This is a genomic window from Pseudomonas sp. 13B_2.1_Bac1 (genome assembly GCF_025466155.1).
Classification (GTDB): Bacteria; Pseudomonadota; Gammaproteobacteria; order Pseudomonadales; family Pseudomonadaceae; genus Aquipseudomonas; species Aquipseudomonas aylmerensis.
This window is the reverse complement of record NZ_JANLOH010000010.1, coordinates 62926-80709: the sequence shown is the minus strand read 5'-3', so window position 1 is coordinate 80709 and position 17784 is coordinate 62926. Positions and strand designations below refer to the sequence as shown.

Below are 17784 nucleotides of genomic sequence, written 5' to 3'. Positions count from 1 at the left end.
TGAGGAAACACATCATGGCCAAGGGTTTGGGTGACAAGTTGGTGCTGGCGATTTCCTCGCGGGCACTCTTCGACTTGAGTGAAAGCCACAAGGTCTATCTGGCCGAGGGGGTCGAGACCTACCGCCAGTACCAGATCGAACACGAGGAAGAAATCCTCGAGCCGGGCGATGCCTTCCCGCTGGTCAAGAAGCTGCTGAGCCTGAATGCCAGCCTTGGCCGTGCCCGGGTCGAGGTGGTGCTGGTGTCGCGCAACAGTGCCGACACCGGCTTGCGTGTGTTCAATTCCATCCAGCATTACGGCCTGGATATTTCCCGCGCCGCCTTCGTCGGAGGGCGTAGTCCTTATCCTTATTTGGCAGCGTTCGGTTGCCATCTGTTTCTTTCCACCCATGCTGAGGATGTACGCAGTGCCCTCGATGCGGGGTTTGCGGCAGCGACGATTTTGTCCGGCGGTCCACGCCGTGCCTCCAGTGAGGAATTGCGGATTGCCTTTGACGGCGACGCGGTGTTGTTCTCCGATGAGTCGGAGCGGGTGTACCAGTCCGGCGGGTTGGAAGCGTTCCAGGCCAGCGAGCGCGAGTCGGCGCGCCAGCCGTTGCATGGCGGTCCGTTCAAGGGATTCCTGGCCGCGCTGAACCTGTTGCAGCGCGAGTTTGCGGACGAGGACTGTCCGATTCGCACCGCGTTGGTCACTGCGCGTTCGGCGCCGTCCCATGAGCGGGTGATCCGTACTTTGCGCGAGTGGGATATTCGCCTGGACGAGTCGCTGTTCCTGGGTGGGCTGGAAAAATCCGCGTTCCTGGAAGCGTTCGCCGCCGATGTTTTTTTCGATGACCAGGCCGGTCATTGCGAGAAAGCCAGGGAGGTGGTGGCCACCGGGCATGTGCCCCATGGCATCAGTAATGAAGTGAAGAGCTAAGTCAATCCAAGTCGTCCGGGCGCTGCTAAGCTGATTCAATCTCCGCCGTCCTGGCAGTCCAGGAGGTTCTATGATTCGCTCGATGCTCTTTGCCACGGACCTTGGTCTGTACGCGCCTTATGTGATGCAGCATGCGTTGGCGCTGGCGCGGACGTTCAAGGCAGATCTGTACGTGATCCACGTGGTCGAGCCGATCGGGTTGTTCGCCGAATCGGTGTTGCAGAGCTACCTTGATGAGAAGGCCCTGAGTGAATGGCAGAGCCAGGGGCTGACCACGGTGATGGCGACGATCGAGCAGCGGGTGCTGGACAGTTTTCGCGAGGAGTTGGGGGAAGGGGAGCAGGACCTGAAGGTGATTCACTCGGTACGGGTGATCCAGGGGGATCCGTGCGAGGTCATACTCGATCAATTGCGCAAACTCTCCGTAGACCTGCTGATCGTCGGCAGCCACAGCCACGCTACTTCGGCTGCCACTCCGCTGGGGCGTACCGCAGCTCGGGTGTTGCAGCTGTCTACCGTGCCGGTTTACCTGGTGCCTTCGTTACAACGTCGACGCAGTGATGACGTGTGACGGGTAAATAACGATAAAAAGTTCTAGATTTATCCGTCAAACCTTTAATATAGTTATATACCGTCGCTGATACCCGTGGCGTCTATTTGCTTTGAGGGACACATATGAAGCTTCAACAACTGCGCTACATCTGGGAAGTGGCGCACCACGACCTCAACGTTTCCGCTACCGCTCAAAGCCTCTACACCTCGCAACCCGGTATCAGCAAGCAGATCCGCCTGCTCGAAGACGAGCTGGGCGTCGAAGTGTTCGCGCGCAGCGGCAAGCACCTGACCCGTGTCACCCCGGCGGGTGAGCGCATCATCACCACCGCCGGCGAGATCCTGCGCAAAGTCGAAAGCATCAAGCAGATCGCCCAGGAATTCTCCAACGAGAAGAAGGGCACCCTGTCCATCGCTACCACCCACACCCAGGCGCGTTATGCCTTGCCGCCGGTGATCCGCGATTTCATCAAGCAATACCCTGACGTCGCGTTGCACATGCACCAGGGCTCGCCGATGCAGATCGCCGAAATGGCAGCTGACGGCACCGTCGATTTCGCCATTGCCACCGAAGCCCTGGAGCTGTTCGGTGACCTGGTGATGATGCCGTGCTACCGCTGGAACCGTTGCGTGGTCGTGCCTCAAGGTCACCCGTTGGCCAAGCTGCCGAAGCTGACCCTGGAAGCCCTGGCCGAATACCCGATCGTGACCTACGTGTTTGGCTTCACCGGCCGTTCCAAGCTCGACGAGGCTTTCAGCCATCGCGGCCTCACGCCGAAAGTGGTGTTCACCGCCGCCGATGCCGACGTGATCAAGACTTACGTGCGCCTGGGCCTGGGCGTGGGCATCGTGGCCAAGATGGCCGTCGATACCAACCTCGACAAAGACCTGGTGGTACTCGATGCCAGCGAGTTGTTCGAGTCCAGCGTGACCAAGATCGGCTTCCGTCGCGGCACGTTCCTGCGCGGCTTCATGTGCGACTTCATCGAAAAATTCGCGCCACACCTGACCCGTGAAGTCATGGCCAAGGCGATCCAGTGCCACAACAAGCAGGAACTGGAAGAACTGTTCGACGGTGTCGAATTGCCGGTTCACTGACATTGCACGGGCTGGCTTGGTGTGGCGAGGGAGCGTGCTCCCTCGCCACACCAAGCTGGTTCCTGCAGGCGTTTATTTGGCCTCGGTCACCGTAAAGTGCTGCCGCGCGCCCGCCACCAGAATCTCCACCTCATCCCCTTCGAATTTGTGCAGCAGGCTCTTGCCCAGCGGCGAGCGCGGGGTGATGACGGTCACCGGTTGCCCGACCACATCCACTTTCAAACCCGCCGCGTCCGGCGCCAGGAACAGCCACTGCTGGCGACCGTGCTCGTCTTCCAGCCCGAGTAGCGCGCCGATTTCTATACCGCGCTGATCATCATAAGCACGCAACGGCATACTCTGGCACAGCGTCAGCGCTTGCTTGATTTCCTCGACCCGCTTGGCTTGGCCCGCCGCGAGGTAGGACGCCTCGAGGCCCAGGGTGTCGTATTTGTTTTCGGCGATGTTTTCTTCGTGGGTCGCGGTTTCGTAGGCGGTCTGCGCGGCGCGTTGGGCAATGTCGAGATCGACGCTGAGCTTCTCCAGCACAAGCTGGTGGACGGCGTGTTTATTCATGGCTGTGCTTGATCATTCGCAAAATTGCAGGACATTTGCCCGGCTCTTTTCATTGGGCGCGTTCTGGTCCTGTTGCAGCCAGAACTGGCACTTGGGGTTGGACAGGTTGCGCGCGTTGGTGCGGGCCTGATCCAGGCTCTGCTGTTGCTCCTGCTTTTGCAGGTTCTGTTGATACTGCTCGAACATTCGGTTCGGCGGCTCCGGCGCAACCACTGCCGGTTTACCCAGTTGCTGGACGGCTTGGGCCACGGGCGCCAGGGTTTGCGGGAAGAGGTAGCGCGATGCCAGCCAACTGGTCAGCACAATGGCGATAAACCCCAGCCACACCCCCAGGGCGATGGCGAACGTAAGCTTGGGCAGCGACAACGATTGATCCGACATGATGGCCTCCTGGCAGGCAATTGCGGCGTGGCGGCGATTGTCGCACAGCCGCTGTGCAGAATAATCGCGATCAAGCCTTCTGCATCAGGGCATTTATGCGGACAATCGGGCCTTTGATCGTAGGAGCCCGGAATGAGAGCCCGCTGGGATATTTTTTGCAGCGTCGTCGATAACTACGGCGACATCGGCGTGACCTGGCGCCTGGCCCGGCAATTGGTGGTGGAGCACGCCTGTACCGTGCGTTTGTGGGTCGACGACCTGCGGGCCTTCGAGCGCATGTGCCCGGAAATCGATGTGCACCTGGACGAGCAATGGCAAGAGGGCGTGGAAGTGCGCTTTTGGCCGACCGAATGGCGGGACACGGCCTCCGCCGATGTAGTCATCGCCGCGTTCGCCTGCCAGTTGCCGCCCGAGTACATGGAAGCCATGGCCGCAGGCGCGCGTGCGCCCTTGTGGATGAACCTGGACTACCTCAGCGCCGAAGAGTGGGTGGTGGGTTGTCATCGCCTGCCGTCAGTGAAGTTCAAGGGGGTGCAGAAGTACTTCTTTTTCCCGGGTTTCCGACCGGGCACCGGTGGGCTGCTGCGCGAGGCTGGATTGCTGGAGCAGCGCCAGGCGTTTCAGCAGGACGCAGCTGCACAGCGCCAGTTCCTGCAGGCCCTGGGCGTATTGGCGACAGAGGGAGCACGCCTGATTTCATTGTTCGCCTACGAAAATGCCGGGCTCGGCCGTTGGCTGGATGTGTTGTCGAGCGACGAGCGGCCCACGCACCTGTTGGTCCCGGAGGGGCGCATCCTCGGTGATGTGCAGCGCTGGCTTGGCGTGGAAGCCCTGGTGGCAGGGGACGTGCATCAGCGCGACGCCCTGACCGTGCAGGTGCTGCCGTTCGTGCGCCAGGAGCAATATGACCGCCTGCTCTGGTGCTGCGACTTCAACGCTGTGCGCGGCGAAGACTCGTTCGTGCGTGCCCAGTGGGCCGGGCGGCCGCTGTTGTGGCACATCTATCGGCAGGACGAAGACATCCACCTCGACAAGCTCGATGCCTTCCTCGCGCTGTACACCGCGGCTTTATCACCGGCTGCCAGCGCTGCATTGATCGCCCTCTGGCAGGCCTGGAACACTGATGGCGATATGGCACAAGCGTGGAAAATGCTGCTGGAGCACTGGCCGGAGGTGAACCAGCATGCGCAGACGTGGTGTCTGGAACAAGGCTTGCAGGCCGATCTTGCGACGGCGCTGGTACAGTTTTATGAAAGTTGGATATGATACGCGACCTTGATTTTTGTAAATCCCATCCAAATTTCGGATATACGCAATGAAAACTGGTAAAGAACTGAAACCCGGTACAGTGATCCGTCTCGAAAACGACCCTTGGCTGGTTCAGAAAGCTGAGTTCACCAAGTCTGGTCGTAACAGCGCAATCATGAAGACCAAGCTGAAGAACCTGCTGACCGGTTACAAGACCGAGATCGTCTACAGCGCCGATGACAAACTGGACGACGTGATCCTCGACCGCAAAGAAGCGACCCTGTCCTTCATCAGCGGCGACACCTACACGTTCATGGACACCACCGACTACACCATGTACGAGCTGAACGCTGAAGATATCGAAGCCGTTCTGCCGTTCATCGAAGAAGGCATGGAAGACGTCTGCGAAGCTATTTTCTTCGAAGAGCGCCTGGTTTCCGTAGAGCTGCCGACCACTATCGTGCGTAAGGTTGCCTACACCGAAGGTTCCGCTCGCGGCGACACTTCGGGCAAGGTAATGAAGCCAGCCAAGCTGAGCAACGGTACCGAACTGCAAGTAGCCGATTTCATCGAAATCGACGACCTGATCGAGATCGACACCCGCGAAGGTGGTTCGTACAAAGGCCGCGCCAAGAAGTAATTCTGGCTCGCCAACAAAAAACCCGACTTAGCGTCGGGTTTTTTTATGCGCGGCTGTTTATCAGACGGCAACGTGCAGGCGTACTTCGACATTGCCACGGGTGGCGTTGGAGTACGGGCACACCTGGTGGGCGGCATCGACCAGGCTTTGCGCCTCGTCCTGGGCCAGGCCCGGCAGGCTGATGTGCAGGTCGATATCCAGGCCGAAACCACCGGGGATCTGGCCGATGCCGACGTGGGCAGTGATCGAGGCGTCATCCGGGATTTTGCGTTTAGTCTGGCTGGCGACGAATTTCAGTGCGCCGATGAAGCAGGCCGAGTAGCCGGCGGCGAACAGTTGCTCAGGGTTGGTGGCCTGGCCACCGGCACCGCCCAATTCCTTGGGGGTGGAGAGTTTGACGTCGAGGATGTTGTCGCTGGAAACAGCGCGACCATCACGGCCGCCGGTGGCGGTGGCTACTGCGGTATAGAGCGTTTGCATGGTGTCGTCCTCTTGGTTTTTTAGCGCTAAATGTTTGCGCGCTAAGTAGTTGGTGAGGCGAATGTATAGCGCTAATGTTTAGTGCGCAAGATAAATTTTAAAAATCTTCGCCTCGATGCACAAACGCTAGGAGCCGGCTTGCCGGCAAGCCGGCTCCTACAAGGGGGAAGGGGGGTTAGACGCTGGCTTGCAAATGACTGCGCAGGGCAATCAGGTCAGCCTGCAGCTTGAGCAACTGTTCCAGCTCCAGACCGCTGGCGCCCAGGATGCACTGCGGAATGCCCATGGCCTTGTCCTGCAGGGCACGGCCGGCGGCGGTCAACTCGACGACGACGACCCGTTCATCTTCGCGGCTACGGGTCCGGCTGAGCAGGCCTTCAGCCTCCAGGCGCTTGAGCAGGGGCGTGAGCGAGCCTGGATCTGTCAGCAGGCGGCTGCTGATTTCGCCGACGGTCAAGCCATCTTCTTCCCACAGCACCATCATGGCCAGGTACTGCGGGTAGGTCAGGCCGAGGGCTTGCAGCAGGGGTTTGTAGACCTTGGTCATCAGCAGCGAGGTCGAGTGCAGGGCGAAGCACAGCTGGTTATCCAGCATCAGGGACTCGCAGGGATCAGGATTTTTGCTCATGGCGGTGCCTCAAAAAAGCGTATCTGGCCTGGAATCTAGCGGGCAAATCTTTAATGCGCCAGATAATTCTGTCCGGGTGGTCAGACAAGCCCGCTCTGCAGCGCCAGATCCCAGGGCGGCACCGGGCTGAAGCGCGATTTCAGGTATTCCAGCAACAACCGGCTGCGGGCATTCGCCTGCTGTTCCAGGCGCAAAGCGTAAATCCCGGTGGTTTCCGGGCTGGGCAGGCCATCCTCGCAAAACAGTGGCAACAGTTCGCCGCGTACCAGGTATTCACTGGCCAGCCAGGTGGGCAAGTGGGCGATCCCCAGCCCGGCGAGGGCGCCGGACAGCAGCGCTTCGGCGTTGTTGGCGCTCATGCGGATGCGCTGCGGACGATAGGTGGCGCGGCGCCCGTCCAGCTCGAAGCGCCATGCGAACATGGGGGCCAGACCGTCCCAATCCAGGCCGTCATGCTCGCTCAGTTCGCGCGGATGAGTGGGCGTGCCGCGGCTCTTCAGGTAGGCCGGGCTGGCACAGGCGATGCGCACGATGCTGGCCAGCGGCGTGGCGATCAGGCGGGTATCGACGATATGCCCGGCGCGCAATACCAGGTCGACCTTGCCCAAGTGGGCACCCTGCATGTCGACAAAGCTGTCGATCAAATGCAGGTGCACATCGAGCCCCGGGTACACGTTGAGGAAATCCGCAATCACCGGCGCCAGGTGCCGTCGGCCAAATGCTGCGGGCGCATCCACGCGAATCAGGCCTTCTGGCGCATGGCTCAGGGACACCGCCTCGGCGCGCGCCAGTTGCAACTCGCTGACAATCCGCCGCGCCCGCTCGGCAAACGCCAGGCCGGCGGGCGTCGGCACCACGGCGTGGGTGCTGCGCTGGAACAGGCGACTGCCCACCGAGTTTTCCAGGCTGTCGATGCGCCGAGCCACCGCCGAGGGTGTCAGCGGATGACGGCGGGCGGCGGCGGAGAAGCTGCCGGTTTCCAGGACATCCAGGAACAGGCCGAGCTGATCGGTGAGAGTGTTGGGGTTCATAGGCGTACGCTTATGCGAAATTGGCACAGCCATTGTGCGTTGCTGTGCGTTTCCGTGCCAGAGGCGACTGCGTAGCATGCAAGGCCTGGAATGGGGAGTAGCGAACGGTGTTGGATCTAGCGATGTACCTGATATTGGGCGCGGCCCTCGGCACGGTGGGCGGCCTGTTCGGGATTGGGGGTGGCTTGATCGCTATCCCGGTACTTGGCGTGTTGTTCGGCCTCGATCAGCAACTTGCCCAGGGCACGGCGCTGGTGATGGTGGTGCCCAACGTGATGCTGGCGCTGTGGCGTTATCACCAGCGCAACCGCATCGAATTGAGGCATGCGCTGCCCTTGGGCGTGATGGGCTTCAGCTTCGCCTGGCTCGGCTCGATCTGGGCGGTGGGGCTGGACGCAGGCGCCATGCGCATCGGCTTTATCGCATTCCTGCTGACGCTGTCGGCCTACAACCTGCTGCGCATGTTCACACGCAACGCGCCGCCCACCGCGCAAATGCGTTATTCCTGGCCGTGGCTTGGCGTCTTGGGCGCAGCTTCCGGCTCCATGGGCGGGCTGTTTGGCGTCGGGGGCGCGGTGGTTGCTACCCCGGTGCTGACCAGCCTGTTCGGCACTACCCAAGTGGTCGCCCAAGGCCTGTCCCTGGCCCTGGCGCTGCCCAGCACCAGCGTGACGCTGGTCACCTACGCCTGGCACCACGAAGTGGACTGGATGATCGGCGTGCCGCTGGCCGTTGGCGGAATGCTCAGTATCAGTTGGGGCGTGAAAGTGGCCCATGCGCTGCCGGAGCGTGTACTGCGCGGCCTGTTTTGCGGCTTCCTGGTGGTGTGCGCGGTGATGCTGACGTTTAAAGTTTGAAGCCTTCGATGATGTAGTCGGCCAGGCAATCGGTGATCGGCGAAGTCAGCAATGGGTTGCGCAGCAGGCGCAGATTCATCGAGGGCAATGGGGGGAAGCCGTCCTCGCTGCCGAGTATGCACAGGTCCGGGGTCACCAGGCTTTCCATGCTGACCATGGCCGCCAGGCCCGCGCTGACAACGGCCTGGATCGCCGCCCCGTTGGAGCTGTGGTAGGCCAGGCGATAATTGCGCTCGGCCGAATCGAGTGCCGCCAGGGCCCATTGCGTGTAGAGGCAGTCGCCACCGGGAATCGCCAGTGGCAGGGCATCGTGCTCGTCCACGCAAAAGCACGGCGCTGCCGCCCATACCATGCGTTCAGTGCGCAACAGTTCACCGACATCATTGCCCGGCTCGCGGCTGATAACGGTCAGCGCCAGGTCCCGTCGCTGCATCAACACGCTTGATCCCTCGCAGTGCATCTCGATCTGGATCAGCGGGTAGGCCTTGGAAAACTGTTTGAGAATGCCCGGCAGGAAGCGCATCACGTAGTCATCCGGCGTGCCGATGCGCACCAAGCCGACCATGTGGGGCTCGCGCAACGTATTGAACACCTCGCTGTGCAGCTTGAGGATGCGTCGCGCGTAGCCCAACAGCACCTGACCCTCGGGCGTCAGCCGCACCTGACGCCCGTCGCGCTCAAACAGCTTGCGTTGCAGCACGTCTTCTTCCAGGCGTTTCATCTGCATGCTCACCGCTGATTGGGTGCGGTTGACCAATTCGCCGGCGCGGGTAAAACCGCCCTGGTCGGCGATGGCGACGAAGGTACGCAGCACTTCGGTGTCGATGCTCGGGTAGCCGGACAATTGATCAATCCCTGAGATGTATTGCATAAGAAACATTCGTTGGATTGATCATAAGGCCAAGCACACACTCGCGTCATCCCCACTGGAGGGCGAGAAGATGAAAGGTCAAAGAGGCTTTGTGTTACTGGCGAAACGTCCGTTTTCCGGGCTGTTCCATAAGGTTGTGCGGTGGCAGGCGCTGCATGCGGAGCGCCAGACACTGGCAGCCTTGAGTGATGATGCGCTCAAGGATATCGGGCTTAGCCGCGGCGACGTCGAGCAGGATCGCCACCTGCATTTCTGGCAAGACCCGCTGCGAAAATGACGCGGGATGCAGTAGGGTAGTCGGCGCGACCATATGGAGATTCGCATGCCCGCCGACCTGTCTTTTTCACTCAAGCAAGCTCGACGCCTGGCGCTGGCCGCCCAAGGTTTTTCCGGGCGCCAGGCGCCTGCACTGATCAAGGCCGCTCACATCAACCGCCTGGTCGAACGCCTGGGTGTGTTGCAGATCGATTCGGTGAATGCCGTGGTGCGTTCTCACTACCTGCCGCTGTTTTCCCGCTTGGGCACTTACTCCCCGTTGATCCTCGAACAGGCGGCCTGGAGCCAGGGGCGCCGGCGTTCGCTGTTCGAATATTGGGGGCATGAGGCCTCGCTGCTGCCGATGGCGTTGTACCCGTTGATGCGCTGGCGCATGCAGCGGGCGCAGCAAGGGCAGGGTATTTATTCGCAAATGGCGCGTTTTGGCCGTGAGCAGCAGGCAGTCATTCAACGTGTCCTGAAGACCGTGGAGCAGCAGGGTGCGCTGGGCGCGGGGAGTCTGTCGACTCGCGAGGAGCGCGCCGGCCCCTGGTGGGACTGGAGCGATGAAAAACACGCGCTCGAATGGCTGTTTGCTGCGGGGTTGGTCACCGTGGCCGGTCGACGTGGGTTCGAGCGGCTCTACGATTTGCCGGAACGGGTGATCCCAGGCGAGATCCTGCTGACAACGGTGGGCGAAGCCGAGGCTCAGCGCGGCTTGTTGTTGCACAGCGCGACTGCACTTGGCGTCGCTACCGAAAAAGACCTGCGCGATTACTTCCGCCTCGACCCTGCCGACAGTCGCAATCGCCTGGCCGAACTCGTGGAGGACGGGCAGTTGCAGGTGTGCCAGGTGCAAGGTTGGAAACAACCGGCGTACTGTCTGCCCGCGCCGAAAGTGCCACGCAAGGTGCCGGCCAGCGCGTTGCTCTCGCCGTTTGATTCGCTGGTCTGGGAGCGCGCGCGTACCGAGCGCCTGTTCGATTTTCGCTACCGGCTGGAGATCTATACCCCGCAAGACAAGCGGGTCTATGGCTACTACGTGTTGCCGTTCCTGCACAACGAACGCATCGCCGCGCGCATCGACTTGCGTGCCGAGCGCGCCAACGGGCGGCTGGCTGTACATGCGGTGCACGAAGAAGAACCGGGGCTGGATGAAGAGGGGATGCTGGCGCTGGCCGCGAACCTTCGACAGATGGCCGACTGGCTGGGGCTGGAACAGATCCAGCTCAATTGCCAGCGGCCAAGTGCCGACAGGTTGCGGGCGGCGATGATCAGTCGGGACAGGCTTGTTTAGAGCCCCATCGCGGGCACTTGTGGGCGCCGGGTTTGCCCGCGATGGCGTCAGCCCGGGCGATTCAGCCTCTCAACGCTTGACCTGTTTGAGCGTCTCCGCAATCAGGAACGCCAGTTCCAGCGACTGATCGGCATTCATCCGTGGGTCGCAGTGGGTGTGGTAACGATCCGACAAGCCATCCTCGGTGATCGGTCGCGCGCCGCCGATGCACTCGGTGACGTTCTGCCCGGTCATCTCGATATGAATCCCGCCGGCATAGCTGCCCTCGGCCTGGTGCACCTGGAAGAACTCCTTCACTTCGCCGAGGATCTGTGCGAAGTCGCGGGTCTTGTAGCCGCTGCTGGCCTTGATGGTGTTGCCGTGCATCGGGTCCGAGCTCCATAGCACCTGCTTGCCTTCGCGCTGCACGGCGCGAATCAGCTTGGGCAGATGTTCGCCGACCTTGCCTGCGCCCATGCGCGCGATCAGGTTCAGGCGGCCGGGGTCGTTATCCGGGTTGAGGATGTCGATCAGGCGGATCAGGTCGTCGGGGTTCATGCTTGGGCCAACCTTGACCCCGATCGGGTTGTTCACCCCACGCAGGAACTTGACGTGGGCGCCGTCCAATTGGCGGGTGCGGTCGCCGATCCAGAGCATGTGCGCCGAGCAGTCGTAGTAGTCGTTGGTCAGGCTGTCCCGGCGCACGAAGGCTTGCTCGTAGTTGAGCAGCAGCGCTTCGTGGGCGGTGAAGAAGCTGGTTTCGCGCAGTTGCGGTGAGCTGTCCATGCCGCAGGCGCGCATGAACGCCAGGGTTTCGTCGATGCGGTCGGCCAGTTGGCTGTATTTTTCCGCCAGCGCGGAGTTGGCGATGAAGTCCAGGTTCCACTTGTGAACCTGGTGCAGGTCGGCAAAGCCACCCTGGGCAAAGGCGCGCAGCAGATTGAGGGTCGCGGTGGACTGGTGATAGGACTGCAGCAGGCGCTCCGGGTCCGGCACTCGGCTTTTTTCGTCGAAGCCGATCCCGTTGACGATATCGCCGCGGTAGGCGGGCAGGGTGATGCCGTCGATGGTCTCGTCATTGGCCGAACGCGGCTTGGCGAACTGACCGGCCATGCGTCCGACTTTGACCACCGGGCAGCCGGCGGCGAAGGTCATCACAATCGCCATCTGCAAGAGCACCTTGAAGGTGTCGCGGATCTTCGCGGCGGAGAACTCGGCAAAGCTCTCGGCGCAGTCACCGCCTTGCAGCAGGAACGCCCGGCCCTGGGTCACTTCGGCAAACTGACGGCGCAACTCACGGGCTTCCCCGGCAAATACCAGCGGCGGGTAGCTGGCCAGGTTCTGCTCCACTTGCAGCAAGTGCGCAGCGTCCGGGTACTGGGGTTGTTGCTGGATCGGCAGGGCGCGCCAGCTGTCGGGGCTCCAGGGTTGGCTCATCATGAACTCGATAGGGTGGTTGACGGTCGGGCGTCAATGTTATCAGCAATTAGTGCGTGACCTGTTGCCGCCGGTTGGCCGACAATCGCGCCTTTGCCGTGCGGTAAACCCTTTAGGAGTAGTGATGACCGAGGAGCGTGTCGAGCGCCTGCTGGCCGAAGTCCATGATGATTTCGGCATGATCCGTGTGCTCGAAGTGGCCGATTACCGCTTTCTCGAATTTGGCGACGCCATCGAGCAAAGCTGCGTGTTCACCGCCGACCCCAGCTGGCTGGAGTACGACTACACCCGCGCGATGCTGATCGGCGCGTTGTGCCATGAGCTGCCGGAGAGTGCGCTGTTCCTCGGTCTGGGCGCCGGCACGCTGACCCAGGCATGCCTCAAGTTTTTGCCGCTGGAAGACGTCGAAGCCATCGAACTGCGCCCCGATGTGCCGCGCCTGGCCATCGAGTACCTGGGGCTGGACGACGATCCGCGCCTGTACATCCGCATCGGCGACGCCCTGCAATTGCTCGATACAGCCGAGTCGGCCGACCTGATTTTTGTCGACCTTTATACCGATGTCGGCCCAGGCGTCGGGCACCTGGCCTGGACCTTCCTGGAAAACTGCCAGAAAAAACTCAACCCCGGCGGCTGGCTGGTGATCAACCAGTGGGCCACCGACGACGGCAAGCCCCTGGGGGCGGCGTTGTTGCGCGGGTTGTACCACCGGCATTACTGGGAACTGCCGGTGAAGGAGGGCAATGTGATTCTGCTGGTGCCTTCGGAACTCGATCAGGCGCTGGACCTGGACGCGCTGTCGGCGCGTGCCGAAGCGCTGGCACCGCGATTGGGTTATTCGTTGCAGCCGTTGATCAAGGCGATTCGGCCGGCAACTTAGTCGCCTGTTTCAACGCTATCGCGGGCAAGCCCGGCTCCCCCAGGTTGAAATGCACACCCTGTGAGAGCGGGCTTGCCTGCGATAGCGCCATCAGCCGGTTCAGATACCCTTGAACACCCCGGGACGCTTCTCGATCATCGCCCGCACGCCTTCCTTGGCATCCTCGCTGTTGAGCAACTTAGCCACCATCGGTGGCAAGGCGGCGGCCGCGACGGTTTCGCCTTCGATGCGCGCCAGGCGTGCCGACATCAAGGTCGCCTGCACCCCAAGCGGTGCCTGGCGGGCGATGCGGCTGGCGAGCTCGATGGCGCGCGGCAGCAGGTCTTCACTCGCCATCACCTCCTGCACCAGGCCCAGGCGCAGGGCATCATGGGCGTCGAACTCATCGCCGGTGAGCAACCAGCGCATGGCGTTGCCCCAGCCGGCGACCTGATGAAAGCGCAATGTCGCACCGCCAAAAGGAAAGATCCCACGTTGCACTTCCATCTGCGCGAAGCGGGTATTGCTCGCGCACAGGTTGATATCCGCCGCCAGCATCAATTCGATGCCGATGGTCAGGCAGTAACCCTGGGCCGCCACGATCACCGGTTTGCTCACCCTGGGGCCGGCGAACACGCCCCACGGATCGCAGCCGCCCAGCGGCGGTTGCCAGCCTCCCGCCATCACGCCGCTGACGTTGGCCAGGTCCAGCCCGGCGGTGAAGTGGTCGCCGTGGGCGAATACCACCGCCACGCGCGCGTCTGCATTTCGATCAAATTCGCCATACGCCAGGCTCAGCTCATTGAGCAGATCCAGGTCGAACGCGTTGCGCTTGGCGACTCGATCCAGGCCCAACAGCAGGACATGACCCTGGAGTTCACGGCTGACGCGGCTGCTGCTGGGTTGATTCATCGGGGGTGCCCTCGGGCGCAATGGAAGGTTTCGGACCAAAGGTGTTGATCGCCAGGTGAACCGTTTAAGCGTTACGACCAACGGGGCCGGGCCTTTGAAAAATAGACCCTCGCGGGCCGCTGCGCAAAGACTGTGACGCAGCGCGGTTTATCGGCACTTTGCGATAAAAAAAGCTCCCTTTTTCAGCTATTTCCGGTATAGTGCGCGCCGGCCTTTAACCGGGCCGCGTTTAGGTAGCGCAATTCCCCGAAGTCAGCTTCGGCTGCACGTCCGCACAGCGGACTCTCCCTTGACGAATCTTTTTCATTCATTCGTTTTCGCAAATCCCCGCCGACAAAGCAGCCAGGGCGACTCTTGAGTCTCAACACGGCATGCGCAGCTTTGGAGCATGGGTCTTTGCGGATGCACTTAGAGGCAGACCCATGACCCAGGAAACCGGCGGCTTCGCCGCTTTTAATCTTAACCCGAATATTCTTGCAGCCGTCGCAGCGACCGGCTACGAAGAGCCTTCGGCGATTCAGCAGCAATCGATCCCGATCATCATGGCCGGCCAGGACATGATTGGCCAGGCGCAAACCGGTACCGGTAAAACCGCCGCGTTCGCCCTGCCTATCCTGCACTGCATCGATCCTGCCAAGCGCGAACCGCAAGCCCTGATCCTCGCGCCAACTCGTGAGTTGGCGCTGCAAGTAGCAACCGCTTTTGAAACCTACGCCAAGCAAATGCCAGGCGTTACCGTTGTGGCTGTCTACGGCGGCGCGCCGATGGGCCCGCAACTGAAAGCTATCCGTAACGGCGCACAGATCGTCGTTGCCACCCCGGGCCGTCTGTGCGACCACTTGCGTCGTGACGAGAAAGTCCTGTCGACCGTGAACCACCTGGTTCTGGACGAAGCCGACGAAATGTTGAAGCTGGGCTTCATGGATGACCTGGAAGTCATCTTCAAGGCACTGCCACCGACCCGTCAGACCGTACTGTTCTCGGCCACCCTGCCACAGTCGATCCGTGCCATTGCCGAGCGCCACCTGCGCGATCCGCAACACGTGAAGATCCAGACCAAGACTCAGACCGTTACCGCGATCGAACAGGCTCACCTGTTGGTTCACGCTGACCAGAAGACCTCGGCTGTATTGAGCCTGCTGGAAGTCGAAGACTTCGACGCCCTGATCATGTTCGTGCGCACCAAGCAAGCGACCCTGGACCTGGCCAGTGCCCTGGAAGCCAAAGGCTACAAGGCCGCTGCGCTGAATGGTGACATCGCCCAGAACCAGCGTGAGCGAGTAATCGACTCCCTCAAGGATGGCCGCCTGGACATCGTTGTGGCAACCGACGTAGCCGCTCGTGGTCTCGACGTTCCACGTATCACCCACGTGTTCAACGTGGACATGCCATACGATCCAGAGTCCTACGTTCACCGTATCGGCCGTACCGGCCGTGCTGGTCGCGAAGGCCGTGCACTGCTGCTGGTGACTCCGCGTGAGCGCCGCATGCTGCAAGTGATCGAGCGTGTAACCGGTCAGAAAGTCGCCGAAGTCCGCCTGCCGGATGCCCAGGCCGTTCTCGATGCCCGCATCAAGAAACTGACCAACAGCCTGTCGCCGCTGGTGGCTGACGCTGAATCGACCCACGGCGACCTGCTGGACCGCCTGACCGCCGATATCGGTTGCACCCCGCGTGCCTTGGCTGCTGCGCTGCTGCGCAAGGCTACCAACGGTCAGGCCCTGACCCTGGCAGCGATCGAGAAAGAACGTCCACTGGTTCCGAACAGCGCGCCACGTGGTGATCGTCCAGAGCGTTCCGGCGACCGTCCAGAGCGTGGTGATCGTGAGCGTCGTGCTCCGGTTCCATTGGCTGAAGGTCGTGCCCGTTGCCGTACCGCGCTGGGCGCGCGTGATGGTATCGCGGCCAAGAACCTGCTGGGCGCTATCCTCAACGAGGGTGGCCTGGCACGTGAAGCTATCGGTCGCATCCAGGTCCGTGACAGCTTCTCCCTGGTGGAGCTGCCGGAAGACGGTCTGGAGAAACTGCTGGCCAAGCTGAAAGACACACGCGTTGCCGGTAAGCAGCTGAAGCTGCGTCGCTACCGCGAAGATTGATCCGCCCCTGGGCTGATTGATCGCACATAAAAAATCCCCGACTGGTTCGGGGATTTTTTTGCCTGTTATTTTTGGGCGGTCTGCGCGCCCGTAGGAGCCGGTTTGCCGGCTCCTACAAAGGGTTGCTTTAGCCGAAGCGGTAGATGTCCATGCCCAGCGCCCCAAGGGTGAAACCCTGATGCGCCACGCTGAAAGCGCCACCGGCGCCGCGCGCAAAATACAGCGGCAGCAGATGCTCATCACTGGGATGGCTGCGCACGGCATTCGGTGCCTGGCGGCGATAGTCGTGCAAGGCGTTTTCATCGTTGGCTGCCAGCTTGTCGACGACCCAGTCGCGAAACTCCAGCGCCCATGGCGTGATGGTCTCGGGCCCGGCGCGCCAGTCAAGCTCACCGAGGTTATGGGTGATGCTGCCCGAGCCGATCAATAACACGCCTTGCTCGCGCAGGCTGGCCACGGCGTGCCCGACGCGGGTCTGCAGGGCAGGGCCCATGCGGCTGGGCAGGGACACCTGCACTACCGGAATATCTGCCGCCGGGTACATCAGCGACAGCGGCACCCAGCTGCCGTGGTCAAAGGGCCGGCGCTCATCAATGCGTGCGTTCAGGCCGTCGGCATGCAGCAGTTCGACAATTTCTCCGGCCAATTGCGGGTTGCCCGGCGCCGGGTACTGCACGGCAAACAGCTCGGGGGGAAAGCCGCCAAAGTCGTGCCAGGTTTCGGGTGCGGAGCTGCCGGTGACCAGCAGCTCCTGGCTTTCCCAGTGCGCCGACACCACTACAATCGCCCGCGGTCGTGGCAGTTCGGCAGCCAGACGCTGGAGGGCAGGGCCGCTGGCACCGGGTTGCAGGGCGAGCATGGGCGAACCGTGGGAAATAAACAGGCTGGGGAGCATGGGGAGGGTCCTGAGCGTTAACATGGGCCCATCTTCAATCAGATCATTGATCTAAATCTAATATAAGTTTTAGCACCATTTGATCGAATTTTCGGGGTGATCCATGGAGCCTAAGTTTTGGCAGGAGCGCTGGGCGCGCAATCAGATCGGTTTTCACTTGCCTGAGGTCAACCCTTACCTGCAACGGCACTGGCCGCAGTTGGCCCTCGCGCAGGGCGCCCAGGTGTTGGTCCCCTTGTGTGGCAAGAGCCTGGACTTGATGTGGCTGGCCAGCCATGGACTGCGGGTACTCGGCGTGGAGCTGTCGGAACAGGCGGTGAAGGCGTTTTTCAGCGAGCAGAACCTGGTGCCGCGCATCACACGGCGCGGCGTCTTCAGCGTGTACCAGGCTGATCTGATCGAGGTGTGGTGCGGCGATTTCTTCGCCCTGGACGCCGAGGCCGTGGCCGATTGCACCGCGCTTTATGACCGCGCCGCACTGATCGCCTTGCCGCCGTTGATGCGCGCGCAGTATGCCGAGCATCTGCACCAGTTGCTGTGTCCAGGTTGCCAGGGGCTGCTGATCACCCTCGATTACGATCAGACGCAAAAGGCCGGCCCGCCGTTTGCGGTGACGGATGATGAGGTCAAGGTGCTGTTCGGCTCGCAATGGACGCTGCGCGTGCTGGAAGAGCAGGACATCCTCGGCGAGAGCTGGAAGTTCGTTCAGGACGGCGTTACGCAGCTGGATGAGCGTGTCTATCAGATAACGATGCGTTGACCAGGCCTGGGTATTTACGCCGCTTCGGGTACG

General features: G+C 61.6%; 20 protein-coding genes. 11 read left to right on the top strand and 9 right to left on the bottom strand.

Going from position 1 to position 17784, the window contains the following annotated elements; all coding sequences use genetic code 11:
- The first annotated feature begins 14 nt into the window (after positions 1 to 14).
- The 3 genes from NTD80_RS02630 (at position 15) to cysB (ending at position 2570) form a co-directional block, all read left to right on the top strand.
- Complete coding sequence (locus NTD80_RS02630; RefSeq protein ID WP_201143802.1) at positions 15 to 920, top strand: 5'-nucleotidase; 906 nt, start codon at positions 15 to 17, stop codon at positions 918 to 920.
- A gap of 70 nt (positions 921 to 990) precedes the next feature.
- Positions 991 to 1491: a universal stress protein gene (locus NTD80_RS02625; protein WP_262132039.1), complete on the top strand. Its 501-nt coding sequence runs from the start codon at positions 991 to 993 to the stop codon at positions 1489 to 1491.
- Positions 1492 to 1595: 104 nt separating this feature from the next.
- Complete coding sequence (gene cysB, locus NTD80_RS02620; protein ID WP_003189876.1) at positions 1596 to 2570, top strand: HTH-type transcriptional regulator CysB; 975 nt, start codon at positions 1596 to 1598, stop codon at positions 2568 to 2570.
- A 72-nt stretch (positions 2571 to 2642) separates the two neighbouring features.
- Here the strand turns inward: cysB and NTD80_RS02615 are convergent, their stop codons facing one another.
- Both NTD80_RS02615 and NTD80_RS02610 read right to left on the bottom strand, forming a co-directional pair.
- Complete coding sequence (locus NTD80_RS02615; RefSeq protein ID WP_262132037.1) at positions 2643 to 3125, bottom strand: transcription elongation factor GreAB; 483 nt, start codon at positions 3123 to 3125, stop codon at positions 2643 to 2645.
- A gap of 12 nt (positions 3126 to 3137) precedes the next feature.
- Positions 3138 to 3506 (bottom strand): hypothetical protein, encoded by a 369-nt coding sequence (locus NTD80_RS02610; RefSeq protein WP_262132036.1) that lies wholly within the window; start codon positions 3504 to 3506, stop codon positions 3138 to 3140.
- Between the two features lie 132 nt (positions 3507 to 3638).
- Between NTD80_RS02610 and earP the strand changes: the two genes are divergently transcribed.
- Together earP and NTD80_RS02600 are read left to right on the top strand one after the other, a co-directional pair.
- A complete protein-coding gene (earP, locus tag NTD80_RS02605; RefSeq protein WP_262132035.1) occupies positions 3639 to 4772 on the top strand; it encodes an elongation factor P maturation arginine rhamnosyltransferase EarP in 1134 nt (377 codons plus the stop codon).
- Positions 4773 to 4821: 49 nt separating this feature from the next.
- Positions 4822 to 5394: an elongation factor P gene (locus NTD80_RS02600; RefSeq protein WP_003172723.1), complete on the top strand. Its 573-nt coding sequence runs from the start codon at positions 4822 to 4824 to the stop codon at positions 5392 to 5394.
- Positions 5395 to 5454: 60 nt separating this feature from the next.
- On the opposite strand, the gene NTD80_RS02595 is transcribed toward NTD80_RS02600, so the two are convergent.
- The 3 genes from NTD80_RS02595 to NTD80_RS02585 form a co-directional block, all read right to left on the bottom strand.
- Positions 5455 to 5874, bottom strand: a complete 420-nt coding sequence (locus NTD80_RS02595) for an organic hydroperoxide resistance protein (RefSeq protein WP_106804741.1) — start codon at positions 5872 to 5874, stop codon at positions 5455 to 5457.
- Between the two features lie 175 nt (positions 5875 to 6049).
- Complete coding sequence (locus NTD80_RS02590; protein ID WP_065901707.1) at positions 6050 to 6502, bottom strand: MarR family winged helix-turn-helix transcriptional regulator; 453 nt, start codon at positions 6500 to 6502, stop codon at positions 6050 to 6052.
- 80 nt (positions 6503 to 6582) lie between these two features.
- Positions 6583 to 7533 carry a LysR family transcriptional regulator gene (locus NTD80_RS02585; RefSeq protein WP_120447962.1) on the bottom strand — a complete coding sequence of 317 codons (951 nt, stop codon included), beginning with the start codon at positions 7531 to 7533 and terminating at the stop codon, positions 6583 to 6585.
- A gap of 107 nt (positions 7534 to 7640) precedes the next feature.
- Between NTD80_RS02585 and NTD80_RS02580 the strand changes: the two genes are divergently transcribed.
- On the top strand, positions 7641 to 8390 hold the full coding sequence (locus NTD80_RS02580; RefSeq protein WP_065901703.1) for a sulfite exporter TauE/SafE family protein: 750 nt from the start codon (positions 7641 to 7643) through the stop codon (positions 8388 to 8390).
- Here NTD80_RS02580 and NTD80_RS02575 read toward each other — a convergent pair.
- Positions 8380 to 9261, bottom strand: a complete 882-nt coding sequence (locus tag NTD80_RS02575) for a LysR family transcriptional regulator (protein ID WP_262132032.1) — start codon at positions 9259 to 9261, stop codon at positions 8380 to 8382. The two genes, NTD80_RS02580 and NTD80_RS02575, sit on opposite strands and share 11 nt — an antisense overlap.
- Before the next feature lie 70 nt (positions 9262 to 9331).
- On the opposite strand from NTD80_RS02575, the gene NTD80_RS02570 reads away from it, so the two are divergent.
- Positions 9332 to 9538 (top strand): DUF1127 domain-containing protein, encoded by a 207-nt coding sequence (locus tag NTD80_RS02570; RefSeq protein WP_262132031.1) that lies wholly within the window; start codon positions 9332 to 9334, stop codon positions 9536 to 9538.
- 45 nt (positions 9539 to 9583) lie between these two features.
- Positions 9584 to 10813 carry a winged helix-turn-helix domain-containing protein gene (locus NTD80_RS02565; RefSeq protein ID WP_262132030.1) on the top strand — a complete coding sequence of 410 codons (1230 nt, stop codon included), beginning with the start codon at positions 9584 to 9586 and terminating at the stop codon, positions 10811 to 10813.
- 69 nt (positions 10814 to 10882) lie between these two features.
- Here the strand turns inward: NTD80_RS02565 and NTD80_RS02560 are convergent, their stop codons facing one another.
- Positions 10883 to 12229, bottom strand: a complete 1347-nt coding sequence (locus tag NTD80_RS02560) for a class II 3-deoxy-7-phosphoheptulonate synthase (protein WP_262132029.1) — start codon at positions 12227 to 12229, stop codon at positions 10883 to 10885.
- 124 nt (positions 12230 to 12353) lie between these two features.
- On the opposite strand from NTD80_RS02560, the gene NTD80_RS02555 reads away from it, so the two are divergent.
- Positions 12354 to 13109, top strand: coding sequence for a spermidine synthase (locus tag NTD80_RS02555; RefSeq protein ID WP_065901696.1), 756 nt, complete (start codon positions 12354 to 12356; stop codon positions 13107 to 13109).
- Between the two features lie 99 nt (positions 13110 to 13208).
- Here NTD80_RS02555 and NTD80_RS02550 read toward each other — a convergent pair whose 3' ends face one another.
- Complete coding sequence (locus NTD80_RS02550) at positions 13209 to 14000, bottom strand: crotonase/enoyl-CoA hydratase family protein (RefSeq protein ID WP_262132027.1); 792 nt, start codon at positions 13998 to 14000, stop codon at positions 13209 to 13211.
- Between the two features lie 422 nt (positions 14001 to 14422).
- Between NTD80_RS02550 and NTD80_RS02545 the strand changes: the two genes are divergently transcribed.
- Positions 14423 to 16096 carry a DEAD/DEAH box helicase gene (locus NTD80_RS02545; RefSeq protein WP_065901692.1) on the top strand — a complete coding sequence of 558 codons (1674 nt, stop codon included), beginning with the start codon at positions 14423 to 14425 and terminating at the stop codon, positions 16094 to 16096.
- Between the two features lie 127 nt (positions 16097 to 16223).
- Here NTD80_RS02545 and NTD80_RS02540 read toward each other — a convergent pair whose 3' ends face one another.
- Complete coding sequence (locus tag NTD80_RS02540; RefSeq protein ID WP_262132026.1) at positions 16224 to 16991, bottom strand: DODA-type extradiol aromatic ring-opening family dioxygenase; 768 nt, start codon at positions 16989 to 16991, stop codon at positions 16224 to 16226.
- A 103-nt stretch (positions 16992 to 17094) separates the two neighbouring features.
- Here NTD80_RS02540 and NTD80_RS02535 point away from each other — a divergent pair, with 103 nt between their 5' ends.
- Positions 17095 to 17751 (top strand): thiopurine S-methyltransferase, encoded by a 657-nt coding sequence (locus tag NTD80_RS02535; protein WP_262132025.1) that lies wholly within the window; start codon positions 17095 to 17097, stop codon positions 17749 to 17751.
- The last annotated feature ends 33 nt before the right edge of the window (positions 17752 to 17784 follow it).